Genomic DNA, 25,904 nt, shown 5'->3' on the forward strand with positions numbered 1-25,904 from the left:
CCCTCTTTCCTTCGTGTCCTTCTCCCAAGGGGAGAGGCTAGCGCCAACGCGTTCTTTGTGGTTCGTTTTTTCATGATTTTGCGTAAGTCCTGATTTTTGTTTAAACGAACCGCCAAGTCGCCAAGTACGCCAAGAAGGAAAGAAGAAAGGAAGTTATGAGAGGACTAAAGTCCTGACTACGAACTTTGTTTTGGTGTTTGGAGTATGTCTCTGATGTAGGTTAAAAATGCTAGGGAGTTAAATTCTGCTGTTCCTCGACTATGTTTAAATAACGCTAGTTCACCAATTGATTCATCTCCGATGAGATTTTGATAAGGATCTAATTTCAGTTCGATTTTACCCGATTTTTCATAACGGGAGAAATGAAATAAGGTTAAGCATTGCAAAATCTCATTTTTTAACTGGCTTTGGTTGGAAATTAATCCTCTTCTAATATCTTCGTCATCTAGTATACCTTTATAAATGTTCAATAATGTTGCGTAAGACATCACACCGTTATAGTTATTATCTTTAGCAACTGCGATTCCGTTAAACAAGTTGAAAAATATCACAGATTGTTTATTGCTATCTTCTGCTAACTCGGTGAGTTCGATGGTATCTTGAATATATAATGATGTTGATTTGATATTATCCCCTACTTTGACTGCGTAATATTTGTCAAAAAACATGGGATAAATTTTGATATCATCTCGTTGTGTTCTCAAAGCTGTAATTACATTTTTGGACATAAAAAATAGTCCGTCATCTTCAGTTTGAGTAATATGTAATGTACTACTGTAGGGAACTTTCGCTATATAAATAAAGTGTCTGTATCCTTTTTGATAAAGTTTATTTACATTCTCCACTACTACGCTGGGATATTCAAACATATCTTGATGATCATCATAGTTCTCTGAGAATGTTTTTAACAATCTCAATTTCACTGTTTGCGGTTGAAGTTGGAAATCAATAATTTCTCCCATCAGGTTAGATTTTTTACTTTCAGTTCCCCATTTACTATCGCTGACTCGACTGGAAACTACAATAATCGCTAGTTTATCTAGTTCTTCAAATTTAAATTTATCTGGATTCTGTAAAGTAAATTTTTTGGGTAAGACAGAATACAAGGAACTTAAAGTATTGGGAATTTTAAATTTACCCTTGCTGGAAAAATCACTAATATCTATTCCTTGGGAGTTACTCCGAGATTTTTCGTTAAATAAATGAGATAATACACCTGTCAAGGAAACTATAAATTTTTCTAGGGGTGCATTATCCGTTTTCTTTTTTAGGTGTATCCTCAAAATGGGAATAAATAACTTTGATTGTTTTTCTAGCAAGACATACACACAAATATATGCTAGTAAACTGTAGGTGATTTTGTAAATAAACTCTTGATGAGAGTCTAATTTTTCAATTTCTGACTGATAAGGAAATATCAGTAAGTTACGCTGTGGGAATTGGGTGTTATAAAAGTTTCGGCATTTTTCATTTCTTGCTGGTAAAAATACTACAGGTAAAACACCAATATTCTTGTCTATCTTGTCTATGTCGTATTCCATTTGAAAGGTTTCTCTGTCATCAGTCTCTAAAAAATGAATTTCGCTGATAGTCATTTTGGCTTGGAGACTGACAAGGGAGTTTGTCTGAGTGGTTGCTTCTCCTAAGTTGATGTATTTGAGACAGTCTTTAGGATTTTTTTCTAACCCAGATTTAAATAATGTGTCTCTATCATTAATAGTGTCGATATCATTTTCTAAAATACTATACTTCACGGAAATATGTAGGGGATAGTCTCTGCTAGGAAATGGAGTTTTATGGTGGATAACTTTTTGTAATACTTCTTTGAGTGTGTCGATTTTCTGTTGAACTTTGAATGTTTCAAAACCTTTCACAAAGCGTTTAAACAGATTCTTCTTCGCTTCATCATCACTACCTTGCAATATTGGTAGGATATCTTTTTCAAATTTATCTCTGGGATTATAGTTTAATTCATTGTGGGGGTGATAATTTTCATCTGAGGGATTTTCACGAGATGCAAATACAAAATAATATAGTAATGCTATCTTTAAAACTTTATTCGCAAATGTAAATTTTCTCGATTCGTCTGCTATCTCTTGTTGATGTTCTTTACTCTCTGGATTTAACAGATTGAGATTATAATCAAAGACGGTTCTACCTCCATAGGCTTGTACTTTACCATCAAATTTCAACTTGATGCCAAAAACAAATTCTACTTTTTCTCCATGTTCATTTTCTGTTTCTCCTAAGTAACCTGCGATAACAGGGATAATCGGAAGTATATCAAATGCTTCACTTCGAGAAAATATATTTTGGTAATTAACTGGTATTCCCAGATAGTTAACTAAATATTCGCCGTCGGCTTTACTGCTATCGTTAATGAAATCATCTAACAATTTCAATCTTCTGATTAAATCTACTAAATATATTTTTCCTGTTTCATGACTAACATTTTCGGAGAGAAATTCTAAATATCTAATCTTGGCTAGCCTTTTTAATTTACCCAAGGTTTGTTGGTTAACTAAATTTTCTAATTTGTAAATATCAGAGTTACTATTTTCTTTTAAGTTCTCTAAAATGTATTCTATGTCTTCTCTGTCTGTGGAACTTGCATCTACAAATTGTGTGTCTATATAGTTATTAATTCCCTCTAATAATTGTGCAGGAAAATCACGAGGTTTATCCACTGAAATTTTGATTTTATGCGCTTTTAGTAATTGTCTTTGTTTGCTGTCGTCTTTTTTAAGTGTTAATCGCTGTTTTTGTAAGTTTTCACTTTTCGGAAAGTTATATGTTAGGTCAAATTTATCGTATTTTCCGCGAAATCTGTGCAAATCAGTGATAAATTGTTGAATAAATGCAAATCTATCTAGAGAATCTGCATTACGAGAAATATTGGTTAAGCCGTCCTGAATACAAGCGGTAATTTCTCTAATTTGTGCGGGAAATTTTTCTTGAGAACCAGAACTAAAGTTAAGGGTAGCTGTTTTGACTGCTTTAGCGTTTCCTAAAGGACTGTCTACTTGTAATGCAGTTATTTGACTGGCTATTTTATTAATATCAATTAGTAACCATTTATTATTGTTACGGATTTCAAATATCTGTTCGTTTTTTAAAGCTTGTAATATCTTTGTTAATAAATCCGTATAATCCACATTGGCTAAGTCTGGATTTGTTGTTATTTTATTCACCTTGATAACCCTGATAATCTATTTTATATTCAATTAATAATTGAATATAAAATAGAGGAATTAATAAGTCAATAACAGTAAAATCACTGCTAACTAAAATATTTTGGTAACTTGATTTTTAGTAGTCATGAAAAAAGTCCACTTGTGCGGACTTTAAGAAAAATTAAGTTGTCAAAAAAAAATTACGCTAAGGCGGCTATTTGCTCTAATAAACCTTGAAATAGTCTCAAACCGTCAATACTCCCCAGGGAGGTGTCTGAGGCTCTTTCTGGGTGCGGCATCATGCCTAAAACGTTGCCTTGTCGATTGCAAATGCCGGCGATGTTGTTGAGTGAACCGTTGGGGTTTTCTCCTGCATAGCGGAAGAGGACTTGCCCATGATCTTCGATCGCTGATAAGGTGGCTGCATCAGCATAAAATCTCCCTTCACCGTGGGCTATGGGTAAGGTGATAGTTTCACCTGTTTTATAGCCTTGCGTCCATTTGGTGTCAATACGCTCAACTTGCAAGGGGACGCGATCGCATATAAAATGCAAATCTCGATTCCTCGTCAATGCCCCTGGTAACAACCCTGCTTCAGTTAATACCTGAAAACCATTGCAGATACCGAGGACAAATTTACCTTTTTGTGCATGAGCAATAACCTGCTGCATCACAGGCGAGAATTGAGCGATCGCACCACAGCGCAAATAATCACCGTAACTAAAACCACCAGGTACAATTACCACATCCACATCAGCGATGTCTGTGTCTTGATGCCAAACCATGCGAGTCGGTTGACCCAGCAATTCTCTGGTAACATAAGCCACATCGCGATCGCAATTAGAACCCGGAAAAACCAAAACCCCAAATTTCATGATTTAGTCAGTAGTCATTAGTCATTAGTCATTAGTCATTAGTCATTGGGAGTGGGGAGTGGGAAATTAAGATTATCCCTATCTTCCTCATTCCCCAACCCTTGTTAAATGACTCCCGTTTGTGTTTCCACCTCTATCAAATCAAAGCGATAATTTTCAATTACCGGATTTGCTAGCATTTGGTCACAGATACGTTCAAGGTCTTGACGCGCTTTAATCTCTTCAGTCGAAGTGATGGTTAGTTCAATGTACTTCCCAATCCGCACCTGTTCCACATTGTTGTATCCCAGTTGCTGGAGACCGGATTGTACAGCCACACCAGCAGGGTCTAAGACTGAAGGACGAAGCGTTACGAAAATTTTAGCTATATACTTCCTTTGCACAGGCTTTTTGCTGAATGCTGCGATCGCTATACTATAACTTTCTGCCCCAACTGAGTGAAAATAAGATTATGAAGCGGTTACAGTTAAGTAATTAGTTGATCCAGTATAACAGCTTCTACTACAGTGGCGAATTTAAATAATTGTCTATGAGAGCCATACACACCCGCAGTCAAGAGCGGATTTTGAGCCTGCTGAAAACCATTAAACAAGGCATTTCTGCCCAAGACATTTACGTAGAATTACGGAACCGAAATCAGAGCATGGGTTTAGCAACAGTTTACCGCTCCCTGGAGGCTTTAAAACTAGAAGGTATGGTGCAGGTCAGGACTTTGGCTAATGGTGAAGCCCTATATAACCTAGCCCAACAAGACAAACACCACCTAACTTGCCTCCAGTGTGGACTGTCAATTCCGATTAATCAGTGTCCCGTTCATAACCTCGAAGACGAGTTAGAATCCAGCCATAAGTTTAAAATTTTTTACCACACACTAGAATTTTTTGGTTTGTGTAGCAAATGCCAAATGAATCAAGCTGCTAGCATGGGAGCGCATTAAATCAGTTAACAGTTAACAGTTAACAGTTAACAGTTAACAGTTATCAGTTAACTGTCAACAAGTCCTATGGTGCGGGATTTAACTTGGACTTTTGACTTTGGCTATAGTGGGGAACTTAAATATTTTCCGCAAAATAGGGACAATTTATGAATTGTCCCTACAACTTTTGTAATTAAAAATTATAACTTTTAACTGATCACCTCTTCTTAGCTAGAATGATTATCCCTTGCTATCTCACCGCCAAACAACGGGTTAGCCGAACTATCAGAAACAATAGAACGCATCCCCTCTAAAGTAGCAGGAATACTGCGGGGGTCCATAAACATCACCTTGCTGCTGTCACTGCTGCCAATCTTCGTACCCATTTCCAAATAATTTTGGGCAAGTAAAAACTGTAACGCTTCTTGTGCGCCTGGTTCACTATTCAAAGTTTTAGTGATAATTTGCAGTGCTTCTGATGTTGCTTGTGCCTTGAGAACCTGTTGCTGACGTTCAGCTTGGGCTTGTAACACAATAGATTTTTGTTGCGCTTCAGCTTGGAGAATCGTGGCTTTTTGCCGAGCTTCAGCGTCCAAAATTTGCGCCTCAGCCTTACCCCTAGCGCTATTCACAGCAGATTCACGTTCCCCCTCAGAAGTCAGAATTGCCGCCCGTCTGCGCCGTTCTGCTGCCATTTGCAACTCCATTGATTCTCGCACCGTCTGGGATGGGACGATATCGCGTAACTCCACCCGCGTAATTTTCACACCCCAAGGATCAGTAGCAATATCTAGCTCCCGCAATAACATTTCATTGATTTGAGAACGGGCGGTAAAGGTTTTATCTAACTCCAATTGTCCCATTTCCGAGCGAATTTGAGTTAAAACCAAATTTGTCATGGCTGCATGGAGATTTTCCACCTTATACCAAGCTTTTTCCATATCCACAATCCGCCAATAAACCACCGCATCAACTTCAATGCCCACATTGTCGCGGGTAATACATTTTTGGGGCGGAATATCTAAGACTTTTTCGCGGATAGTTTGCTGGTAGACAATTTTATCTAAAAAAGGGATGACAAAATTCAGCCCTGGTTGCAGCTTTTGGTTATAGCTACCCAATCTTTCTACCAAGACTTCATTACCTTGATTGACAACTTTCACAGATCCTGCAACCGCAGAACCACCAAGCGCCAAGAAAATTAGTAAAAACAATTGCTCCATTTATTTATTCTCCTAATTTCTCATACTATTTCTGTGTGAGGAACCGCGCCGAATGTCTTTCCTTCTTTCTTTGTGTCCTTCTCCCAAAGGGAGAGGCTAGCGCCAACGTGGTTCGTTCCTCTTCCCAGACGCGATTCATCGCGTCTCTACAAGCGCGCACTCAACGCAATAGATAATCTGGCATCACAATCAAGGTAGTGCCTTCTCTTCTAACCACATAAACTCTTTGATGGGGTGCTACGCTGAGTTGTTCGTCGTCACATTGTGCGCGCCAAGAATTTCCCTCGTATAGCACCCGCCCGGTTTCCCCAGCCGGAATTTCGGTTAAGGTTTCGGCTAAAACTGTATCCGGCATTTTCGACTTGCGCCGACGCGGTTGCAAAAAGCGCCGAGAAAGCACAATCAAAACGGTGGAAAGCAGTAGCCAAGCCGCAACTTGTAGCCATAAACTCCCCACACCTACTACAGATAGTAGCGCCACTATCAAGGCACTAATTCCCATCATGAATTCGACAAAAGCCGATGGTAAGAAAAGTTCCATTAAACACAGAACAGATCCTGCCAGGAGCCAGATTAAGGTATAACTTGGCATAGGCATCACGCCATCCTAGATTCTACATTCACTTAAATGTATTTTTGAGATTAGATACACCCAGACTGTAACGGTTTACGGAAAATAAAACTTGATATTTTTAGGATCATGTTTGATTAATTTCAGTAACAAGCTGTAATCATGGGTACATGAATCCAGTATATTCTAGCCTTCAAGTCTGGGAAACTTAAATTTAATCGAAATTCACGAGTTGGTTTATTTTTTGACTTTATACTGTCATGATTTCGACACAGCAAATAATTTATTGCGTTAATCCAGACTGTACTAACCCCATTAATCCTCTGGGGGAAAGTGTTTGTGCAAGTTGCGAAACTCCTTTAGTTCACCGCTATCTGTGGGCTAGTGGTTCCTTAGCAGCAGCCATTTCACCGGGAACTAAGGTGCTAAGTAGGTATGAGGTAATTACACAACAGGTTTGGTTAGACACTCAGCCGGGTTTACCGCCCACAGTACCATTCGAGCTACCAACAGCAGTTATCCCTTATTTAAGGCTATATCCAGAACGGTTACACCTGCCGGAAGTTTATGGCTTTGTTCACTCTGAAGAAGCAAGTGCAGATGATATCCTCTTGCTGGAAAATGTGCCGATAGATGAGACAGGAAATCTCTACCCAAGCATTGCCCAGGGATGGAAACAAGCAACGGCTGTCAGACAAGTTTACTGGCTATGGCAAATTCTCCAATTGTGGAAACCTTTATCAGAGTTAGGAGTTGCCTCTAGTTTATTGATACCAGATAACGTGCGATCGCAAGGTTGGTGTGTGCGACTATTGGAACTTCACCAAACACCAGGTCAGAAACCGAGTTTGGCAGATTTGGGTCAATGTTGGCAGCCTTGGGTGGCATCTGTAAATACCCCAGTATCTGATGAATTAGAAAATATCCTTCAGCAGATGTGTAGCGCTGAGGCGGAGTTAGAAACCATTTCTAGACAACTCAATGCCTTATTACTTGCATCGGCGGCAGAATTACCATTAAGTCTGAAAGTGGCAGGAGCAAGCGATATTGGCCCCCAATTGCGGCAAAATGAAGACAATTGTTACCCAATGGCTGCTAGTGACTTAGATGACTCCATACTGCCACTGTTGGCGATTGTCTGCGATGGTATTGGTGGACACCAAGGCGGTGAGGTTGCTAGTCAATTGGCTGTACAGTCCCTAAAACTGCAAATCCGGGCTTTGTTAACCGAAGTAGAAGAACAAACTGAACCGATTCCGCCTCATGTATTGCAGTCACAACTAGAAGCCAGCTTGCGGGTAGTGAATAACGTCATTTGTGCTTGCAATGACGAACAGAAACGCCAAGGCAGAGAACGCATGGCTACAACCCTCGTGATGGCGGTACAAGTGCCGCAACGAGTGCTAACGAATTCTGGGTGGCTCTCAGATAACGCCCATGAACTTTATTTAGCGAATATTGGCGATAGTCGTGCTTATTGGATAACTCCTAACTATTGCCAGCTACTCACAGTCGATGATGTTGTGGCGACGCGAGAAGTCCGTTCTGCCCGCAGTTTGTATCGTCCAGCACTTGAGAGCATAGATGCAACTGCCCTCACCCAAGCATTGGGGACAAAAGATGCCGAATTCCTACACATTGCTATTAAACGCTTGATTTTGGCAGAAGATGGTGTATTGCTGCTGTGTTCTGATGGTTTAAGTGATCATAACTGGGTAGAAAAATCTTGGCGGGATTATGTAATTCCCGTGTTAGCAGGTGAAATTTCAGTTGCAGATGCTGTCAGCGATTGGATTAATTTCGCAAATGAGAAAAATGGTCATGATAATACTTCTGTGGTGATGACTCTTTGCCGAGTATCTAGAGAATATTTAGTCCCAAATCCATCACCATTTCCAGAAGAAATTGCCCACACCGAAGAACTAGAAGAACCAGAAGAACTAGAAGAATTAGAAGAACTAGAAGAACTAGAAGAATTAGAAGCAGAATCTTCCTGGTCCCAAAGTTCCCAAGCATTACTGGATTTGGATCTGACACTTGATAATCTACCAGATGCACCCATACCTACCCCAGCTAAAGAACCAAATCGGCTGAAGCCTATGGTGCTAATTGGCGGATTATTGGCTTTGCTGGTAGGGGGTACAAGTCTGGGATTATTGGCTTTGTGGGAAGTTAATCCTCAAGGATTTCAACAGATATGTCGGCAACTTCCCCCAAGAATGCAATCACTATGTCCCCCACCACCCAAGTAAGGAAGGCGGATTTAATAAAATATAGAACCTCACCCCCAGCCCCTCTCCTTAGCAAGGAGAGGGGAGAGTTTGACTTGCGTCAATAACGGGATGAGCTAAGGGGGCATGAATTAGCTGTGAGAGCGTCAATTGTTGTAGAATTGGATTTGTCGTTAAAGCGCACAGCAAAACCAAGGCGGGTTTTTAACTATCCGAATGTCGCTGACTAACCACTATTAAATCAGTGAACAGTGAACAGTGAACAGTGAACAGTTATCAAGGCGTATGCTGGGGGACTTAAACCCAATTCTGTCTCTTAACTGATAACTGATAACTCATAACTGTTAAAGCCTGCATGGGCAGGGTTTGTTTGTATATCAGTTACAAAGGCGTAAAACAGAGCTTCTGTCCTAATGGGAGCTTAAGATTGACTGTTATCAACAGTTGATTTTTCAAGAAAGCAGTTCAGTGAGGAATGCAGGTGGAGATGCTTGTGGAACAGCAAAAGCTAGATATAAATGTTGCTATGAAAGTTGGCGATCGCGTCCGTGTTAAAGAGTCGGTAGTAATGTATCATCATCCTGAGCATCGCGGTCAGGCTTTTGATATCAAAGGTACAGAAGGTGAAGTCATCGGTATTGCTACTGAATGGCAAGGTAGACCGGTCAGCGCTAATCTGCCAATTTTAGTCAGGTTTACTAAAAAATTTAAAGCTCATTTACGTGAAAATGAGTTAGAAGTCATTTAAATGACTCACGAGCGGCGAAACCACTGAAATATATTTAATTCGCCGCGCATTTTTTCCAAGTCTTGACGATGCTGTTCTGCCGTTATTTCATACCACTCGCAATAAGTCTCAAATTCTGAGCGTGTGTGAACTTCTTGGTAGAATTGCTCAGTTGTGTGGTAATGAGCAAAAGTTTCCTCAACTTCAGATTGAGGCGATGGCATAATATAAGGTAAATTTTTAGACATTTTTTTAATATTTTTCAGTTATTTAATGAAATTATAGACCGCTCAGAGAAGTGATGAATCGCGTCTTTTCACAGCCAACCGCGCCAGCTATAGACAAAACTACCAATATATTCTTTGAGGGCGCTAGTAAATTGCTGTAGATTATTGCTGTCAGGTAATAAATTGAGGATAGCGGCTTTGGGAGTGCTGCTGAGTTCTTGCAGTTCACCTTGACTGACGAGAAAATCAGTAGGTGCAGCAATGGCATTTATACCTTGACGCTGGAAAATTTGGATTGATCGCGGCATATGCATTGCCGAAGTCACTAATAATACTTTACCAATACCACGAGATTCTAGAATTTTCTTGACATTTACCGCATTTTGGTAAGTATTCAGAGAGTCCGGTTCCTGAACAATTACCTCTGAGGGAATACCAATAGATGTGAGAACATTTGCCATATCTGCCGATTCTGACTCACCACCACCACGCCAATCAATCCGACCACCACTGAGAATAATGATTGGGGCTTTGTTTTGGCGATATAATTGAGCCGCATAAATCACGCGATCGCCTGTTTCACTTAAATCCACAGTCGGCCGGGGAGGATAAGCTGATTTAGTTGCACCACCTAAAACGACAATCGCCTCTGCATTCGGTACTGGGTTAGGAGGGAGATATTGCCATTCTAGCGATCGCACCAAGGATTTAGCCACCCAAGCATTACTGCAAACCAGCAATAAAGTTAAAGCCAAAGAAATAGCGATCGCTGCTATGCGTGGTCGTTTCCACAATGTTACCAATGCCACTATCAAACTAATACTCATTAGTCCCAGAGGATAAAAAAATAGTGGCAGTAACTTAGAGAGGTATAAAAACATATTCAGTATCAGGTTTTTGCTGTAATTACGAATTACGAATTACCCTCATTTTTCCCAAAACTTGAAATTGAAACTTCCAGAAGCCCGACGATAACGACGGGTAAGTTTTCTTCTTTGCTGTTTGGTAATCCTTTCTCTAGGACTATCATTTGTATCCATATCTACATCTGAAGCTTCCAGTGGTAGCTGAGTTCTCGTTTCTTCCTTGCTTCCCCACCAAGCCGTAATCCAGCCGCCACCGATAGCCGCCACTGCACCCAGCAAGATACTTACAGGTGGAGAATACCCCAACAATACAAAGCCTAACAGGAAAAATAACCAGTATTTTAGTCCCGCGTCGATACCATCCGATGAGGCGACAGTGGTTTGTTGGGGGCTACTCTTACTGGAATTTGTGAACCAACCTAAGACAAAACCAGCAAGAATACCGAGGAAAATACTCAGGGGTAGTGAAAACCCCGCGAGGCTCAATATTAAGATTAAAAATCCCCCAAATACTAGTTGAGAAAAGAATTCCGGCGAAATGGGGGGTAAACCTTGATTATTTGGTGCCATAAGCTAATAAATGAGTGAAGTAAGTAGGTAAGCACCGAATAAACCAAACTAAGTTACGACTCGTCAACATGACCCAAACCCTTACTAATGACCAATGACAAATGACCAATGACGACCCTAGCTAGTTAACTTTATTTACGCCGACCTACTTACCTATTTTAGTTGTGTCTGTGGTGGTTGAGTTGTATCCCAAATCTGCACATAGGGTTTTTCGGCGGCGGTAAATGCTTCGGCTTGCTGAAGTTGCGATGTTAATAAATCAACAGTAGCATCAGCAATATCACCAGTGCGATTAGCCAGACGCTCTTGCACAACTTCTAAAGGTGCTGTGCAGTAAATAATTTGCAGGGGAAGTTGGTGTTTTTCAGCTTGAGCGATCGCATCTTGTCGCAGGTGTTGTTTATCATACTTGGCATCTAAAATCACATGAAAACCTTGCTGCGCCAGTATAATTCCCAAATTCAGCAAGCGAGCATAAGTTTTTTGGGTCATTTCCGGAGTATATAAATCATCCCCACCACGTTCCCCAAGAGAAATTCCCCCCAAATGTTTCCGCACCGCATCTGAGCGAATCTGAATGGCTTGTAGTTCACGAGCTAAATACTTAGCGGTGGTAGACTTTCCCGAACCCGAAACCCCAGACATTAAAATTAGTTTTCCGGCTTTGGGTTTAGTGTACTCCCAAGCCTGTGTGTAATATTGTGCCGCCGTTTTTGCTGCTTCTTCCTTAACTGTCTCTGGGATACTGGGGTCATCTAACAGAAATGAAGTCACCTTAGCCCGCACATAAGCCTGACGGCTTAAATACAAAGGTAATACCTGTAAACCTTCCCAATCACCAGTTTGCTCAACGTAGGTATTCAAAAACGCATTAGCCAAATTAGGGCTGTGTCGCGCTTCTAAATCCATCACCGTAAACGCCACATCATACATGACATCGACAAAGCGAAACGGCTCATTAAACTCAATGCAATCAAAAAGGGTAATTTTGTCATTCCACAGAGCAATATTTCTCATGTGTAAATCACCATGACATTCGCGAATGTAATTATTTTCCACTCTGCTGGTAAATAATTCTGGACGTTCTACAAAAAAATTATCTGTATATTTCTTTGTTTCCTGAAACTGTTTGGGTGTCTGAGGGCCACCAATATACTTCTCAGTTTGTTGATAATTCTCGTCAATTGCCGCCCGTACCTGCGGCACTTCGCCAAAACTGCGAATATAATCATCAGTTGCAGATTTCGCGTGGTATTGAGCGACAACTTTGCCCAAATCCTCCAGGTGAGTCTCATTTAACTTACCTTGCTCAAAGAGTGTACTAAACAGCAACTCTTGGGGGAACTGGCGCATTTTCAGCGCATACTCTACAGCCTTTCCTGTTCCAGCCAGATGATGTTGCTCATCCACCATAGTCACCGGCAATACTTCCAAATACAGTTGAGCTGCTCCGCGTTGATTCAACCGCAATTCTTCCTGACAAAAATGTTTGCGTTTCTCTAAGGTAGAAAAATCCAAAAAGCCAAAATTCACGGCTTTTTTCAGCTTATAGGCGTAATCTCCCGTGAGTAGGACATAGGAAATATGAGTTTGAATCAATTGAATTGGTTCTGTTACTTTATGGGGATAAAATCCCGGCTGTAACATCTGCTGAATTAAAACTGGAAGATTTACTTCTGTCATAAAAAATTTGGATGGAATACTTACAGAAATGGGAGATAAATCCCGCAGGATTCACGCATTTTACAGAAAAAAGGGTGTGGGGTGTGGGGTGTAGGGTGTAGAAGAGTAACAATCAAAAACTTTAGTTCTGAGTTTAGAGCTTCAGTTCAAAAAAAAGGAATTGTATCGAGACTGGGGCGCGATATACAAAGCGTCGTTGCTTCAATCCCATGTTTTTAAACGTGGGTTCCCCACACCCTATACCCTATGCCCTACACCCTCTGAAAGAGTCAAAGACCAACTCATAAACCTATAGTCTCACGCTTTTAATAAAAAACCAGGGTTTAACCCCTGGTATAATCAGCAATTATCACAAATTTTTCAGTTGCGATCAAGACAAACTAAGGGTCTGTATTAGTCTGGAGAAGTTGCAAAAAAGCTGACGTGATAGATAAAACCCTTAGCTGGATGGGACTGAACTTCTCGCAGTACAGTTTTACCGTTCCACTCAAGTTCAGGGATATTCAGTTCAATTTCTGTTTTGTTAACAGCAGCTTGTTTGAGCAGGCGTTCAATGGTTTTGGCATCAACTACTAAAGAAATTGATTCGGCACCTTTGTGACCGTACAAATTAGCAGGGATAAGACCAGAACGGCGTAAAGCATTGGGCTTGCTACCTTCTGGGCGCTTTTGAGATTCGACTTGAATAGCCATACAGGTTTTTAGATATCAGTTATCAGTTATCAGTTGTCAGTACATCTAAGCACTTAGCAAAGAAGCGGGTGTACCGTCAGGATGCAATAAAGCACGTTTTGGCCCGTGGATTGGGTCTTCAACGATGATGGTTTGATCGCGGCTGGCTCCTAAAGAGACGATCGCAATGGGAACTTCCATCAATTCGGCTAAGAATTTCAGGTAGTCTAGTGCTTGCGGTGGTAAGTCTTCTAGGGTACGACATTCGCTTGTCGATACCTGCCAACCTGGGAGGGTTTTGTAAATGGGGCGACATTGAGCAAAGCGACGGGAGCTAGTGGGGAAGTGTTCGCAGCGATCGCCATCTATTTCGTAGGCGACACAAACTTGAATTTCCTCTAGTTCGTCGAGAACATCGAGTTTGGTAATGGCCATACAGTCCATACCATTAATTCGCACTGCATAACGACCGATGACGGCATCAAACCAGCCACAGCGCCGCTTGCGTCCTGTGGTTGTGCCAAATTCCGCACCGCGATCGCATAACAATTCTCCCACTTTTCCATGCAATTCGGTGGGGAAAGGCCCTTCTCCTACCCGTGTGGTGTAGGCTTTTGACACTCCAATCACCCGATCTATCATTGTCGGCCCTAAACCCGTACCAACGCAAGCCCCACCGGCTACCGGGTTAGAAGAGGTGACATAAGGGTAAGTACCGTGATCTAAGTCCAGAAGCGTACCTTGTGCGCCTTCAAATAAAATATTGCGCCGCTTCAGGATGGAATCATATATTTTTAATGATGTATCAACCACGTAAGGCCGCAAGCGATCGGCGTAACCCAGATATTGCTCAATTACTTCTTGGGGATTTAAAGGCGGTAGGTTGTAAAGTTTTTCTAAAATTGTGTTTTTATAATTAATCGTCCATTCCAACTTCTCACGTAGCGCTTCCGGGTCGATCAAATCTAAAATTCTGATACCTGTACGCTCTGATTTATCAGCATAGGTGGGGCCAATGCCTCTGCCTGTAGTGCCGATTTTGTGACTTCCGCGTCGCTCTTCTGATGCCTGGTCAATCAACCGATGATAAGGCATCGTGACATGGGCTGTCTCAGATATTAACAGCTTGGCAGTAGAAATATTTAATTCTTCTAGTTGATCGAGTTCTGCGATTAAAACCTGTGGGTCTATGACTGTTCCACAGCCAATAATACACTCAGTATTTGGGTAAAGAATACCAGAGGGGATTAAGTGCAGCTTAAAGGTTTGTCCTTCGACTACTATGGTATGTCCAGCGTTCACTCCCCCTTGGTAACGTACCACCACATCTGCGGAGCGGCTGAGTAAATCTGTTATTTTACCTTTTCCTTCATCGCCCCACTGGGCACCTATGACAATTACGTTAGCCAAGAGATTATATTAAAGGGTAAAGTTTCCACAAACTATAATTTTTACCAGATTGCTAGACTTTTGTCAAGTAATTGGCGATCTCTCAACACACTTGGACGCATTGGTTCAACATCTGAGTGTAAAATGCATCTTTGCACCAAATATTTTCAGCATAAACAATGAATAGCGATCTAGACAAATCTCGACAAATTCCCCTGAGATTAGTATTGATTATCCCCTTTGTATGGAAACGTCTAGCGCGGGAACAGCAGCCCCTATCACTGATTTTATTCGACGTTAATAAATTTAAATCTTACAACGACTTCTATGGTCATCTGGCTGGTGACGATTGCCTGATTAGAATAGCACAAACAGTCCAAACGGTAATTTGGAAATTATGACACCTTTACCAGAACAGGAATATTATAAAAAAAGTTTCAGCATCGCTAAACCCAAAAATTATTACAAAGTAGAGATTTTTTTATTTAGGGCTTTTGTTACAATTAATGAACTTTTTATTTACAAAATACCATTATGGCCTTATATGCTGAGTTACATAGACACCTGGGGGGTTCAGTTGTTCCCCGTGTGTTGTGGCGGTACTTTGAGCGCCATGCTACAGATTTAATTGCTCGTTTTGCTGAATATGCGGAATTTGAAGACTTTTACACGCGTCCTCGCAACACTTTAGATGAGTATCTAGAATTACACACTTTAGTGGAAAGTGTGCAAACTGTAGAAACCTTACCTTACTTTATTTATCGCTTATTGCGCGGTGCTTATATCTTTGAAAATTTGGCTTATTTAGAATTACGTTATACACCATACTTACGGACACCGGAACATCTGAGTCAAACCCAAAGAATTGACAAGATGGCGGAAATTGTGGAGGTGGTGGGAAAAGCTAGTCATTTACCAGAGTATCCGATTGTGACGAGCCAAATTCTTTGTATGCACTCGCGTTTACCTTATGAGGTGAATCGGGCGATAATTGATTTGGCTGTGCAGAATCAACAGTACGTTTGTGGTATTGATGTGGCTGGCGGCGATCGCTATTATGAAGAACGTCTAGAAGAATGGGTCAGCTTGTATGATTATGGGCGATCGCACGGCATTAACACAACTGGACACCTTTACGAAACCACCGATGGCTGTCACCCCAAACTCTTACCCTACCTGATGCGAATTGGTCACGGTATCCAAATTCCCCTATTATCTCCAGAGTTATTAACAGATATAGCTAGACGGGGACAATGTTTAGAAGTTTGTCCCACAACTTACCTCAAAACAGGTACTTTACAGGATATCCGCCAACTAAAATTAGTTTTTGACCGTTGTTTTGCCTCTGGGGTAGATATTGCCATTTGTACTGATAACGCTGGGTTGCATAATATGCGCTTACCGTTTGAGTACGAAAATCTTTTGACTTACGATATCATTAATTTTGAACAGTTACAAGCTTGTCAAAATGCAGCCTTCCGCCATGCTTTTGCTTGGCCTCACAATCAACCCCCTGCATCTCTATTGAACAAATTACTTAAGCCTGAACTTCCGAAAGTTTTAGCCAGGACAGATTAGTTAAGTTATTTTGTGGGGTGAGGATGCTTATCCCACAAGATTAAGGATTAAACGCAGAGTTACGCTAAGTTAACGCGGAGGTACGCAGAGGTTTTGAGGATGAGTGTTTTTAAGCGGCTACGCCTTCTGTCGCACCACCAACTATTTTCCAGGCTTTGATACCGCCTCTGAGTACGGTTGCATTCATAAAGCCAGCAGCTCGTAATAATTGGACTGCGTAGCCGGCTTGTGTGTCGCTATCGCCATATATATAAATCTGGCGTTCTTGGTGTAGTGCAGATTTGGCGCGTTTTACCAATTCATCTAAGGGCATTTGCATTGCGCCTGTGATGCGATTGTAATTGTATGTGTGGCGATCGCGCACATCTATGATTGTAAACGCTGGTTGTCCCCATTCCAAACGAAACTTTAGATCATGAACTTCAGCAACTAAATCACTAATCATAACCTTTTCTCGCGGATAACCTTACAAGCAATCTATCAACAATTCCTCTAGAACCTGAGTTTCTTTACAATAAATCTAAAATTGTCTGGAATTGTAAATATAAATGCTTATTCTATGCAGTGGTTAGCTATTAGCCTAAACTGTAATTTATGGCATCTACTATTCAAGCTCTACCGACAGAAGTCGTATATCTAATTACTGCTGGAGAGGTAATCGACTCTTTAGCCTCTGTGGTGCGGGAATTGGTGGAAAATTCCCTAGACGCAGGCGCAACCCGCATTGTAGTTTCTCTTTGGCCGCAGCAGTGGCGCATCCGCGTGGCAGATAACGGTTGCGGAATGGACGAATATGATTTGCAACAAGCAGCATTGGCACACAGCACCAGCAAAATTCGCTCTAGTGAAGATTTATGGAAGATTAACAGTTTGGGCTTTCGCGGTGAAGCGTTGCACAGTTTGACAACTTTGGCAGATTTGGAGATTTTGAGCCGTCCAAGGGCTGCAAACGTGGGCTGGCGGGTTGTTTATGGTGAGGGTGGTCAAGCTGTAGAATTGGAAGCGACTGCGATCGCACCTGGTACAGTAGTTACAGTTTCTCATCTCTTCGGTAATTGTGCCGTGCGTCGTCAAGGTTTACCCACATCCGCCCAGCAAATGCGAGGCGTACAATTAGCAATTCAACAAATCGCCCTGTGTCACCCCCATGTTACTTGGCAAGTTTGGCAAAATGACCGCCAATGGTTCAGTATCTCTCCCGCAGCTTCCACTGCACAACTCCTACCGCAAATTCTCCCCCAGGTGCGACAAGGTGATTTAAACGAAATCAAACTAGAACTACCCATTCCCCACTCCCAACTCAATTTAGTGGTAGGCTTACCTGACAGATGTCATCGTCGCCGCCCTGATTGGGTACGGGTAGCGATTAACGGCCGCATGGTAAAATTGCCGGAATTAGAGCAAACGACTTTATCAGCATTTCATAGAACATTACCACGCGATCGCTATCCGATTTGTTTATTAAATCTGACCATTTCTCCTGACCAAATTAACTGGAATCGAAACCCCGCCAAAAGTGAAATTTACCTGAATGAAATTGGTTATTGGCAAGAACAAATTACCACAGCAATTGACAAAGCACTCCGCATAAGTTCAGCCAATTTCAAAGAATCTGTTCAAACAACCAGAGTCAGTAAAATACTCAAAGCCGCAGAAGCCAAAGGCGGTTATCATGTTAATCCTGAAAATACCCCTGAACATAATAATACACTGCATTCTTTAAAGGCGATCGCCCAACTGAGCAACACCTATATAGTAGTAGAACATCCCAATGGAATGTGGTTAGTAGAACAACACATAGCCCATGAGCGAGTATTATATGAGCAAATCTGTGATAACTGGCAACTTGTACCCATTGAACCCGCCATCATTCTTTATCAACTCTCAGCAGCGCAAGTATTACAACTGCAAAGAATCGGTTTAGATATAGAACCCTTTGGGGAACAACTTTGGGCAATTCGCACCATACCCGCACCTTTACAACAGCGAGAAGACCGTGCAGACGCAATTTTAGAACTCAGTTGGGGCGGAGATTTACAAGTAGCCCAAGTAGCCGTCGCCTGTCGCAGTGCTATTCGTAATGGTACACCCATGACTATCCCAGAAATGCAGACATTATTAAATCAATGGCAACGGACTCGCAACCCCCGCACCTGTCCCCACGGTCGCCCCATTTATTTATCCTTAGAAGAACCAGCTTTAGCCAGATTTTTCCGGCGTAATTGGGTAATTGGTAAAAGTCACGGTATTTAAATTTGGAAATTCTGTGAATAAGCTAATTTTCAACAATCCCAACTTTCCAAAAACATCCGGTACTGACGAAAAAACCCTTTCCAACCCTCTTTACTTTGTGTCCTTTGTGTCCTTTGCGGTTCGTTTTTTTATACCCTGCCTCTGGGTAAGTCAAAATCATACATTAAAGATACTCCCCTATGAGATTAGGAAATTATAAACTTTATTATTCTTTAATTAACAACTCAAATAAACCAGTTATTCTATTTTTGCATGGTTTTATGGGTAACATTCATGAATTTGATGAAGCTATAAAAGTACTAGCTGAAGAATTTTCATTTTTAACAATTGACCTCCCCGGACATGGTAAAACTCAAGTCTTCGGTGGGGATGAATACTATACAATGGCAAATACTGCTAATGCTGTAATTAACTTACTAGACGAGTTAAAAATTCAGCAATGCTTTTTAGTGGGTTATTCAATGGGTGGAAGATTAGGCTTATATCTAACTCTACATTTCCCAGAGCGTTTTACTAAAGTTGTCCTCGAATCAGCATCCCCAGGTTTAGCCACAGAAACAGAACGGTTAGCAAGAGTGAAAAGTGATGCTCAAATAGCTAGAAAATTAGCTAGAAGTATTACCAAAGCAGATTTTGCTACTTTTTTACAAAATTGGTATATTCAGCCCATATTTGGCGAAATAAAAAATCATCCCAAATTTGCAACCATGTTAGAAAGTCGGTTGCAAAATAATCCAGTTGAATTAACTAAATCTTTGCAATTCATGGGAACTGGTAATCAACCTTCTTTATGGGAAAAACTCGACACAAATATCACACCTTTGCTATTATTAACAGGGGAATATGATCAGAAGTTTATAGATATTAATACAGAAATAGTGCAAAAATATCAAATTGCCCAGCTAAAAGTAATTAATCATGCTGGGCATAATATTCACTTAGAAAATACCGAAGAATTTGTAAAACACATCAGAGACTTTTTAACTAATTCCACACCCATGCAAAATTCCCCCTTTTCCCTCTAACTCTGTGTTCTCTGCGCCTGGTGTGGTTTGTTAAAAACTCCGTTTTGGAGTCATAATTACAGATGCTGGTTGATTAACAACCTTTAATTCCTCCTGCAACATTTTCTGATAAATATTCGGCAAAGAATTACTAATTGAATTAGTCTCTATACCGTATCCTAGACTTGTCCAAGTGGGAGAAAGTCGCCGCAAAACATCGTTAATTTTGCCCTTTTGCAAAAGTTGAGAAATATCAGTTCCCCAAACCTTTCTATCATTCAACCAACGGTAAACCACAACATCTTGATACTCAGCTTCAAAACTATAAGCAGACCAAAACATCATGTTTCCGGGAGGTTTTGGATGATAGCGAGGGGCGATTTCAAACCAAGTATTATTAATAATTTGATATCTACCAGCCGCAGTGGAACAATTACCTTTATTTGGCCCTGTGACAATAGTGACACATTTTTCCGGATGACGGCTGAGGTCATGGACCTGTTGACCACCATATAAAAGAGAATAAGGACGAGGACCATTGGCCTCACTGGCGGAGATGGTTCGCATCAAAGCGCGGATATGAGGATCACCCCCTTGCATAACTAAAGGTGGCTGTTGGACTCTAAATACAGGATCAGTAGGCGATCGCAATGTACCATGTATGTACCACTGCAACAAGCACACAAAGCCAAGCAGTGAGGCGATAGGACCAATCAGAGGCTCAACGCCTTTGAGTTTAAAGCCTTTCAGTGTCAGACTCCTTCAAATTCGCTCTATCAGTAACAACAATAATTGACGCACGTATTTCGGCAAAGTTCACCAAGAAAGTGCTTCCTTGCTCAAGCGCTTTTTTATGACTCTGAAAAATCAAATATTCCTAGGTTGGGTTAAGGCTTTGCGAAACCCAACAAAACTAATTAAGCAACATTAGCAAATAGTTCTTCAAAATTTTTCGAGGTAGCATCTGGTTTAGCCACAACCTCAACAACTTTATTGCGTGAAGCTGACTTAAACAGAGACTCAACAGCCACCTGAGCGACTTTCTGTCGAGGAATACTACCATCAAATAAGGTATCAGCACTCTGCATCACAATTGCATCAGAGTTATCTTCATTTTTCAAACCACCAGGGCGGACAATAGTATAAGTTAAACCACTTTTTTGAATGTATTCCTCTGCTTGTTTTTTCCACACCAAAATCAACCAAAACAAGTTCAACGGATGAAATAACTGGGAAACACACAAAGAAGAGACAAAAACAAAATGCTCAATTCCTTTAGCCTTAGCAGCATCAACTAAATTTTTAGTACCTTCAAAATCGACCTTATAGGGACCAGTGGGGTCAAAGCTGGGTTTTGCACCAGTGGCGCACAGTAAAACTGTACTATCTCCTAAAGCAGCATTCAGGCTTTGTGCTTCTAAGACATCGCCCAAAACTAACTCAACATCAGGAGGTAAAATAGCCCTAGCTTTCTCTACATCTCTGACTAAAGCCCGCACGGGAATATTTCGGGCTATGAGTTCTTGGACAATGCGGCGACCTGTTTCACCTGTTGCTCCGGCTACAAATGCTTTCATGAGTGTTTTTGGGGTTGAATATTTAACTTTAATGCTAACTGCTGGCGCATTTCTTGGAAAGGTTGATTCCACACTGGGCTGATATCCCAATTCCATGCTTCCACAGGAATCAGCTTTTCTTTAGCCAGAGAAGTTAGCAGCAGGTGTTCATCTTCTGGTTCACGGGAAAAGTCGAAGGGATTACGGTATCCTGTATTACCAAGATTATAAGATGTCACCTGACCATAATTGATATGTTTGACCAGTTTTTCCCCCTTTATCAGCAAATTATCTAAAAAAACCAAGCTAAAAGGCTCTGAATGTGAGCGACTTTGTGGTTCTTTTTTTACCCATCTTGCCCAATCAAACCCATAGATAAAATCGTGAACGTAGCGGAAGCGAATTTCTTTTTTAATACCGAATAACTCTATTAGCAAAACCATTTTATGACCAAAGCTTTTTAAGAAAGAAACAGCACCTTCATCTGCTACCAAAGCCTGTCTGACCATACTACCCACCATAAAATCAAAATCCCAGAATATATTTTCTGGGAAGTTTTGCACCTGGGCATAAATTATGAGTTCCAAACTATCCCGCAAGGCTACAATAATTTCTTGGTCTGTGGTGATGGCAGTAATTAAATTTTCCAGTTCTACAAAACTGGTGATTAAAGTTTTATGGGGGTTGAGTGTTAATGGATTAACGGAATGTTGGGCTAAAATTTCGTCAAGGCTTTGAAAAAGGTGATTTGTCATTAGTCATTAGTCATGAGTCATTGGTCATTAGTCATTGGCAAGTTACCGTCTTCTCCCCCCTGCACCCTGCACCCTGCCCCCCTGCCTCTTCTCCCCACTCCCTAATCAGAAATGTGGATAACTAATTCTCTGGTATGACTACGCTGACGATGTTCCCAAATATAAATCCCTTGCCAAGTTCCCAGGACTAAATGACCGCGATTTATGGGAATATGTTCTGAGGTATGGGTGAGTGCTGTGCGTATATGTGCTGGCATATCGTCTGCACCTTCGGCATTGTGGATATATTTGGCCGATTCTGGCACTAATTTTGCCATAAAGTTGGCTAAATCCACCAGTACATCTGGGTCAGCATTTTCTTGTATGACTAAACTGGCGGAGGTGTGGCGTAAAAACAAGGTACAAAGTCCAGTTTCTACCCCAGACTCTGCAACTGCGGCGGCAATTTTTGCAGTGATATTCTGAAAATTTTTGCCTGTAGTAGAAATTTTTAGGAGTTTTTGGTAGTGAGCCATCTTGACTGTAATTGACTATTTATTCTATTTTATGGATGATTTCTAGCTTTGGTGCTGATGGACTTTATCGAAGAAAGTCCAGTTCCCCAAGGTAATATCTACCACATGACATCAAGTTTTTCAAACTTGGGGTAGAAGTAAGTGATACGCTCTTTCTATAGTGTCTTAAGTAATGTTGGTTACAATAGGAGAATATACTCATGAATTTATTGATGCAAACTGCAACTGAAGCAGCCGCCAAAGGTTCCCAATTTCCTCTAGCTTTTACTTTAGTGTATGTAGTTGGTTTTATTGCTGCTGTCACCATTGGTTCTATTGCTTGGTACAACTCCAAACGACCTGCCGGTTGGGAAAGCAAAGATCGTCCTGATTTTGTACCTGAGATTGAAAAAGAAGAAACTCCGGGGGTGGGTGAACCGAAGTCTTAAATCAGTGAACAGTTAACAGTGAACAGTTATCAAGGCCTATGGTGGGGGAATTAGACCCGCCATCAACGCCTACCACTAATCGGCTTTGGGTTATGAGTTTTTAAGCCCAGTTATGTCTTTTGACTGATAACTGATAACTGATAACTGATAACTCTCGTGTTAGTTCTGCACATCAACCCACCGACGATAAAGCTTTTGAATTTGCTTGAGCAAGGCTGTATAAGCTGGTTGAGTAGATTCATTAAGCTTTGTTAACTCCTGTAGTTTGGTCAGAAGCCGTGCTTCTTCTACAGCCACTTCGCCATCACTGTAAATTAATCCACTAATAGCCTCAATGAGATTTTCGCAATCTTCCAAGCTGGGGCGATCGCCTAAATATTCTTCGACCCAAGCATAACATTCTTGTGGTTGCTCCCGAACCAATTCGTATAGCCAAGGCTTAATCTCTGGGTCAGTGGCCAAACCTTTTGCTTGAGCTATCTCCCGCAGATATTGCCGTTCTTCAGGCTGGATCTTACCATCAATCCAAGCCGCACCAATCAAAATTTTAACTAAGTTTTTCACATGGGAATCAGTAACCATTGCTGCCTCTTCGGTGTAGATTCGGGGCTTCAACAAAATAGTACAATCCCAAACAGTATTCATTCGGAATCGTTGGTTTTTCTTAAGCGCACCATAAAAAAGCCATCCATGTTCTGTCGATGAGGCCAGACTTTAAGCCAGCCTTGGGGTGTGGAATAGGCAGAATCAAGGAAATCAGCGCTGGGGGGGTAAATTTGCCATTGGGGATGATTCGCTAAAAATGTCGAAATCACACCTTCATTTTCGGCTGGATGTAGGGTACAAGTGGCATAAACCAGTACACCTCCGGGCTTGACAAATTGCGATGTCTGTGAAATCAGTTCTGTTTGCAAAATTGAGAGTTCCTGCACAGATTCCAGTGTTTGTCGCCAACGTGCATCAGCGTGACGGTGTAGAGTTCCCAAGCCAGAACATGGAGCATCGAGTAAGAGGCGATCGCCTCTATGATTAAATTGCGGTAAATTACGACTATCACCTGTACAAATTTGAATCGATTGTAAATGTAGCCGTTGAGCATTTTCTTTCAGTTTACGCAATCGGGACGCAGTGCGATCGCAAGCCCAAATTTCCCCCTCATCCCCCATTAACTCAGCAATATGGGTAGTTTTACCCCCAGGTGCAGCACAAGCATCAATTACCACCTCACCGGCTTGGGGATGAAGTAAATAACCCACCAGTTGAGCGCTAGCATCTTGTACAGACCACCAACCCTCGTTAAATCCGGGCAGATTTTGAATCGCCCCAGTACTACCAATTAATCTTAAAGCTTGGGGGCAATTGTTAACCCGCCGCGTTAAAATTCCCGCCGACTCCAAAGCCGCCTCAACTTCCTCAATAGAAGTCCGCAGGGGATTAATTCGTAAATCAATTGTCGGTGTTTGGTTCATCCAATCACAGAGATTTTCTGTCTCCACCAAATCCAATTGGTCTAACCAAACCTGAATAATCCAATCGGGAAAACTGTGTAAAATTCCCAAACGTTCCACCGGATTCTCAGGTAACTTTAAAGGCTCTGGTAATTTCTGGGCTAACCGGATGTATTGCCGCAATAGACCATTCACAAAACCCGTCAGACCAGAAAAGCCATTTTCCTTAGCTAGTTGGACAGTGGTGTTCACAGCCGCCGAAGCGGGGATACGCTCTTGATAACGCAGTTGGTATAAACCCAGATGTAAAATGCTGCGGAGGTCTTTGGGTTGTTGGTGAGATTTCTTCGTGGCGAGTTGGTCTATAAGTGTGTCGAGGGTGCGTTGTCTTCTGACACTGCCATATACTAATTCTGTCAGTAAACGGCGATCGTGATTCGGTAAGGTAACTTTTTGCAGCGCTCTATTTAAGGCAACATCAGCATAAGCTCCTTTGTGAACGTCGCGCAAGGCATTAAAAGCTATTTGACGGGGGTTAGTCATGAAATATAGTAGATGATTTGAACCGCAGAGGACGCAGAGAACACAGAGGTGAGAAAAAATTAGCAAAAAATCTTCCCTATTTATGGCTGCATAAATAATTAGAGGTAGACGTATTGAGTTAGTGAAGGAAGATAAAAAACTTCTTTTATTTACACTAACTAAAAGCAACAAAATACCATGAAACTTTCTATAAAATCTATTGCTCTTGCTACTATGATGACAGTTTCTACAATTTCTGTCTCCACTGGTTTAGCACTTTCGGGTAGCATTTCCGCCGCTTCTGCACAGACAAACTCCCGCCAAATGAACCAGCAGCTTCAATTCCAGCCTCAGCTATGTACTAAAGCCTCGATTACCGGTAACTGGAAAGGCATGATAGTCCCAACTAGTGATGATATTGTAATTCATTTAGAAATGAATATTTCTCCGGGAACAGCACCTCAACAGGGAACTTGGAAATTTGTGGGCGCATCTGGAACTTTGAATCAGGGAACAGTAAAGGCTTCGGTTCAAGGTAATGCTGTAACTCTCGAATTATGGAAGTCACAATTACAAAACAATTTAACAATTATTAAAAAAATAGGAACCATGCAAGGAAATTTCCAAGACTGTGGTAGTAAAATATCAGGTAATGGAGTAATAGATAACAGAAATTTTACGTTTAGTTTATCGAAGTTTTGATATATGAACGAATGCGATCG

26 protein-coding genes and 1 pseudogene are annotated in these 25,904 nt (G+C 41.3%); 9 read left to right on the forward strand and 18 right to left on the reverse strand.

Annotated elements, in window-relative coordinates; translation table 11 throughout:
- Positions 1 to 176: 176 nt before the first annotated feature.
- The 3 genes from NSP_RS19545 to purS all read right to left on the reverse strand — a co-directional run bounded on the left by NSP_RS19545 (position 177) and on the right by purS (position 4,431).
- Complete coding sequence (locus NSP_RS19545; protein WP_017804357.1) at positions 177 to 3,191, reverse strand: hypothetical protein; 3,015 nt, start codon at positions 3,189 to 3,191, stop codon at positions 177 to 179.
- A 182-nt stretch (positions 3,192 to 3,373) separates the two neighbouring features.
- The gene (purQ, locus tag NSP_RS19550) at positions 3,374 to 4,048 is read right to left on the reverse strand and encodes a phosphoribosylformylglycinamidine synthase subunit PurQ (protein ID WP_006197635.1); all 675 of its coding nucleotides are present in this window, start codon (positions 4,046 to 4,048) and stop codon (positions 3,374 to 3,376) included.
- 104 nt (positions 4,049 to 4,152) lie between these two features.
- The gene (gene purS / locus NSP_RS19555) at positions 4,153 to 4,431 is read right to left on the reverse strand and encodes a phosphoribosylformylglycinamidine synthase subunit PurS (protein WP_006197636.1); all 279 of its coding nucleotides are present in this window, start codon (positions 4,429 to 4,431) and stop codon (positions 4,153 to 4,155) included.
- Positions 4,432 to 4,577: 146 nt separating this feature from the next.
- Between purS and NSP_RS19560 the strand changes: the two genes are divergently transcribed.
- Positions 4,578 to 4,985 (forward strand): Fur family transcriptional regulator, encoded by a 408-nt coding sequence (locus NSP_RS19560; protein ID WP_006197637.1) that lies wholly within the window; start codon positions 4,578 to 4,580, stop codon positions 4,983 to 4,985.
- Between the two features lie 206 nt (positions 4,986 to 5,191).
- Here the strand turns inward: NSP_RS19560 and NSP_RS19565 are convergent, their stop codons facing one another.
- Both NSP_RS19565 and NSP_RS19570 read right to left on the reverse strand, forming a co-directional pair.
- The gene (locus NSP_RS19565) at positions 5,192 to 6,187 is read right to left on the reverse strand and encodes an SPFH domain-containing protein (protein WP_006197638.1); all 996 of its coding nucleotides are present in this window, start codon (positions 6,185 to 6,187) and stop codon (positions 5,192 to 5,194) included.
- A gap of 160 nt (positions 6,188 to 6,347) precedes the next feature.
- Positions 6,348 to 6,779, reverse strand: coding sequence for an NfeD family protein (locus NSP_RS19570; RefSeq protein ID WP_006197639.1), 432 nt, complete (start codon positions 6,777 to 6,779; stop codon positions 6,348 to 6,350).
- 239 nt (positions 6,780 to 7,018) lie between these two features.
- On the opposite strand from NSP_RS19570, the gene NSP_RS19575 reads away from it, so the two are divergent.
- Together NSP_RS19575 and NSP_RS19580 are read left to right on the forward strand one after the other, a co-directional pair.
- Positions 7,019 to 9,010 (forward strand): PP2C family protein-serine/threonine phosphatase, encoded by a 1,992-nt coding sequence (locus tag NSP_RS19575; protein WP_006197640.1) that lies wholly within the window; start codon positions 7,019 to 7,021, stop codon positions 9,008 to 9,010.
- A 454-nt stretch (positions 9,011 to 9,464) separates the two neighbouring features.
- On the forward strand, positions 9,465 to 9,737 hold the full coding sequence (locus NSP_RS19580) for a ferredoxin-thioredoxin reductase variable chain (RefSeq protein ID WP_042202566.1): 273 nt from the start codon (positions 9,465 to 9,467) through the stop codon (positions 9,735 to 9,737).
- Positions 9,738 to 9,742: 5 nt separating this feature from the next.
- On the opposite strand, the gene NSP_RS19585 is transcribed toward NSP_RS19580, so the two are convergent.
- From NSP_RS19585 to NSP_RS19610, 6 genes are all read right to left on the reverse strand, one after another.
- A complete protein-coding gene (locus NSP_RS19585; protein WP_006197642.1) occupies positions 9,743 to 9,964 on the reverse strand; it encodes a hypothetical protein in 222 nt (73 codons plus the stop codon).
- Positions 9,965 to 10,032: 68 nt separating this feature from the next.
- Positions 10,033 to 10,824 (reverse strand): YdcF family protein, encoded by a 792-nt coding sequence (locus NSP_RS19590; RefSeq protein WP_006197644.1) that lies wholly within the window; start codon positions 10,822 to 10,824, stop codon positions 10,033 to 10,035.
- Between the two features lie 45 nt (positions 10,825 to 10,869).
- Positions 10,870 to 11,379 (reverse strand): hypothetical protein, encoded by a 510-nt coding sequence (locus tag NSP_RS19595; protein ID WP_006197645.1) that lies wholly within the window; start codon positions 11,377 to 11,379, stop codon positions 10,870 to 10,872.
- A gap of 153 nt (positions 11,380 to 11,532) precedes the next feature.
- On the reverse strand, positions 11,533 to 13,062 hold the full coding sequence (locus NSP_RS19600) for a bifunctional aminoglycoside phosphotransferase/ATP-binding protein (protein ID WP_006197646.1): 1,530 nt from the start codon (positions 13,060 to 13,062) through the stop codon (positions 11,533 to 11,535).
- A gap of 393 nt (positions 13,063 to 13,455) precedes the next feature.
- A complete protein-coding gene (rplY, locus tag NSP_RS19605) occupies positions 13,456 to 13,755 on the reverse strand; it encodes a 50S ribosomal protein L25 (RefSeq protein ID WP_006197647.1) in 300 nt (99 codons plus the stop codon).
- 45 nt (positions 13,756 to 13,800) lie between these two features.
- Complete coding sequence (locus NSP_RS19610) at positions 13,801 to 15,144, reverse strand: adenylosuccinate synthase (protein ID WP_006197648.1); 1,344 nt, start codon at positions 15,142 to 15,144, stop codon at positions 13,801 to 13,803.
- Between the two features lie 224 nt (positions 15,145 to 15,368).
- Between NSP_RS19610 and NSP_RS27075 the strand changes: the two are divergent.
- Both NSP_RS27075 and NSP_RS19620 read left to right on the forward strand, forming a co-directional pair.
- Positions 15,369 to 15,512 (forward strand): annotated as a pseudogene (locus NSP_RS27075) (diguanylate cyclase domain-containing protein); the annotation flags it as partial.
- 145 nt (positions 15,513 to 15,657) lie between these two features.
- A complete protein-coding gene (locus NSP_RS19620; protein ID WP_006197650.1) occupies positions 15,658 to 16,701 on the forward strand; it encodes an adenosine deaminase in 1,044 nt (347 codons plus the stop codon).
- A gap of 109 nt (positions 16,702 to 16,810) precedes the next feature.
- Here the strand turns inward: NSP_RS19620 and NSP_RS19625 are convergent, their stop codons facing one another.
- The gene (locus NSP_RS19625; RefSeq protein WP_006197651.1) at positions 16,811 to 17,146 is read right to left on the reverse strand and encodes a rhodanese-like domain-containing protein; all 336 of its coding nucleotides are present in this window, start codon (positions 17,144 to 17,146) and stop codon (positions 16,811 to 16,813) included.
- Between the two features lie 149 nt (positions 17,147 to 17,295).
- On the opposite strand from NSP_RS19625, the gene mutL reads away from it, so the two are divergent.
- Together mutL and menH are read left to right on the forward strand one after the other, a co-directional pair.
- Entirely contained in the window at positions 17,296 to 18,954 is a 1,659-nt protein-coding gene (mutL, locus tag NSP_RS19630) for a DNA mismatch repair endonuclease MutL (RefSeq protein ID WP_006197652.1), read from the forward strand.
- 179 nt (positions 18,955 to 19,133) lie between these two features.
- On the forward strand, positions 19,134 to 19,979 hold the full coding sequence (gene menH, locus NSP_RS19635; RefSeq protein ID WP_006197653.1) for a 2-succinyl-6-hydroxy-2,4-cyclohexadiene-1-carboxylate synthase: 846 nt from the start codon (positions 19,134 to 19,136) through the stop codon (positions 19,977 to 19,979).
- 30 nt (positions 19,980 to 20,009) lie between these two features.
- On the opposite strand, the gene NSP_RS19640 is transcribed toward menH, so the two are convergent.
- The 4 genes from NSP_RS19640 to NSP_RS19655 form a co-directional block, all read right to left on the reverse strand.
- The gene (locus tag NSP_RS19640; protein WP_272092650.1) at positions 20,010 to 20,672 is read right to left on the reverse strand and encodes a glycoside hydrolase family 24 protein; all 663 of its coding nucleotides are present in this window, start codon (positions 20,670 to 20,672) and stop codon (positions 20,010 to 20,012) included.
- A gap of 203 nt (positions 20,673 to 20,875) precedes the next feature.
- On the reverse strand, positions 20,876 to 21,535 hold the full coding sequence (locus tag NSP_RS19645) for an NAD(P)H-binding protein (protein WP_006197655.1): 660 nt from the start codon (positions 21,533 to 21,535) through the stop codon (positions 20,876 to 20,878).
- Entirely contained in the window at positions 21,532 to 22,269 is a 738-nt protein-coding gene (locus NSP_RS19650; RefSeq protein WP_006197656.1) for a hypothetical protein, read from the reverse strand. The genes NSP_RS19645 and NSP_RS19650 overlap by 4 nt, the downstream gene beginning before the upstream one ends.
- Positions 22,270 to 22,370: 101 nt before the next feature.
- On the reverse strand, positions 22,371 to 22,784 hold the full coding sequence (locus NSP_RS19655; RefSeq protein WP_006197657.1) for a secondary thiamine-phosphate synthase enzyme YjbQ: 414 nt from the start codon (positions 22,782 to 22,784) through the stop codon (positions 22,371 to 22,373).
- Positions 22,785 to 22,984: 200 nt separating this feature from the next.
- Here NSP_RS19655 and psb35 point away from each other — a divergent pair, with 200 nt between their 5' ends.
- Positions 22,985 to 23,212: a photosystem II assembly protein Psb35 gene (gene psb35, locus NSP_RS19660; RefSeq protein ID WP_006197658.1), complete on the forward strand. Its 228-nt coding sequence runs from the start codon at positions 22,985 to 22,987 to the stop codon at positions 23,210 to 23,212.
- Positions 23,213 to 23,371: 159 nt separating this feature from the next.
- Here psb35 and NSP_RS19665 read toward each other — a convergent pair whose 3' ends face one another.
- Positions 23,372 to 23,794, reverse strand: a complete 423-nt coding sequence (locus NSP_RS19665; protein ID WP_042202572.1) for a tellurite resistance TerB family protein — start codon at positions 23,792 to 23,794, stop codon at positions 23,372 to 23,374.
- A 59-nt stretch (positions 23,795 to 23,853) separates the two neighbouring features.
- On the reverse strand, positions 23,854 to 25,203 hold the full coding sequence (locus tag NSP_RS19670; protein WP_006197660.1) for a 16S rRNA (cytosine(967)-C(5))-methyltransferase: 1,350 nt from the start codon (positions 25,201 to 25,203) through the stop codon (positions 23,854 to 23,856).
- Positions 25,204 to 25,380: 177 nt separating this feature from the next.
- On the opposite strand from NSP_RS19670, the gene NSP_RS19675 reads away from it, so the two are divergent.
- Complete coding sequence (locus tag NSP_RS19675; RefSeq protein ID WP_006197661.1) at positions 25,381 to 25,884, forward strand: hypothetical protein; 504 nt, start codon at positions 25,381 to 25,383, stop codon at positions 25,882 to 25,884.
- The last annotated feature ends 20 nt before the right edge of the window (positions 25,885 to 25,904 follow it).

It is taken from the genome of Nodularia spumigena CCY9414 (assembly GCF_000340565.2).
GTDB lineage: Bacteria > Cyanobacteriota > Cyanobacteriia > Cyanobacteriales > Nostocaceae > Nodularia > Nodularia spumigena.

Excerpts from the sequence above, each read along its gene's own strand:
- purQ (WP_006197635.1), bottom strand. The coding sequence starts at position 4,048 with ATGAAATTTGGGGTTTTGGTTTTTCCGGGTTCTAATTGCGATCGCGAT.
- NSP_RS19560 (WP_006197637.1), top strand. The coding sequence starts at position 4,578 with ATGAGAGCCATACACACCCGCAGTCAAGAGCGGATTTTGAGCCTGCTG.
- NSP_RS19565 (WP_006197638.1), bottom strand. The coding sequence starts at position 6,187 with ATGGAGCAATTGTTTTTACTAATTTTCTTGGCGCTTGGTGGTTCTGCG.
- NSP_RS19570 (WP_006197639.1), bottom strand. The coding sequence starts at position 6,779 with ATGCCAAGTTATACCTTAATCTGGCTCCTGGCAGGATCTGTTCTGTGT.
- NSP_RS19575 (WP_006197640.1), top strand. The coding sequence starts at position 7,019 with ATGATTTCGACACAGCAAATAATTTATTGCGTTAATCCAGACTGTACT.
- NSP_RS19580 (WP_042202566.1), top strand. The coding sequence starts at position 9,465 with ATGCAGGTGGAGATGCTTGTGGAACAGCAAAAGCTAGATATAAATGTT.
- NSP_RS19585 (WP_006197642.1), bottom strand. The coding sequence starts at position 9,964 with ATGTCTAAAAATTTACCTTATATTATGCCATCGCCTCAATCTGAAGTT.
- NSP_RS19590 (WP_006197644.1), bottom strand. The coding sequence starts at position 10,824 with ATGTTTTTATACCTCTCTAAGTTACTGCCACTATTTTTTTATCCTCTG.
- NSP_RS19595 (WP_006197645.1), bottom strand. The coding sequence starts at position 11,379 with ATGGCACCAAATAATCAAGGTTTACCCCCCATTTCGCCGGAATTCTTT.
- NSP_RS19600 (WP_006197646.1), bottom strand. The coding sequence starts at position 13,062 with ATGACAGAAGTAAATCTTCCAGTTTTAATTCAGCAGATGTTACAGCCG.
- rplY (WP_006197647.1), bottom strand. The coding sequence starts at position 13,755 with ATGGCTATTCAAGTCGAATCTCAAAAGCGCCCAGAAGGTAGCAAGCCC.
- NSP_RS19620 (WP_006197650.1), top strand. The coding sequence starts at position 15,658 with ATGGCCTTATATGCTGAGTTACATAGACACCTGGGGGGTTCAGTTGTT.
- NSP_RS19625 (WP_006197651.1), bottom strand. The coding sequence starts at position 17,146 with ATGATTAGTGATTTAGTTGCTGAAGTTCATGATCTAAAGTTTCGTTTG.
- mutL (WP_006197652.1), top strand. The coding sequence starts at position 17,296 with ATGGCATCTACTATTCAAGCTCTACCGACAGAAGTCGTATATCTAATT.
- menH (WP_006197653.1), top strand. The coding sequence starts at position 19,134 with ATGAGATTAGGAAATTATAAACTTTATTATTCTTTAATTAACAACTCA.
- NSP_RS19645 (WP_006197655.1), bottom strand. The coding sequence starts at position 21,535 with ATGAAAGCATTTGTAGCCGGAGCAACAGGTGAAACAGGTCGCCGCATT.
- NSP_RS19650 (WP_006197656.1), bottom strand. The coding sequence starts at position 22,269 with ATGACAAATCACCTTTTTCAAAGCCTTGACGAAATTTTAGCCCAACAT.
- NSP_RS19655 (WP_006197657.1), bottom strand. The coding sequence starts at position 22,784 with ATGGCTCACTACCAAAAACTCCTAAAAATTTCTACTACAGGCAAAAAT.
- psb35 (WP_006197658.1), top strand. The coding sequence starts at position 22,985 with ATGAATTTATTGATGCAAACTGCAACTGAAGCAGCCGCCAAAGGTTCC.
- NSP_RS19665 (WP_042202572.1), bottom strand. The coding sequence starts at position 23,794 with ATGGTTACTGATTCCCATGTGAAAAACTTAGTTAAAATTTTGATTGGT.
- NSP_RS19670 (WP_006197660.1), bottom strand. The coding sequence starts at position 25,203 with ATGACTAACCCCCGTCAAATAGCTTTTAATGCCTTGCGCGACGTTCAC.
- NSP_RS19675 (WP_006197661.1), top strand. The coding sequence starts at position 25,381 with ATGAAACTTTCTATAAAATCTATTGCTCTTGCTACTATGATGACAGTT.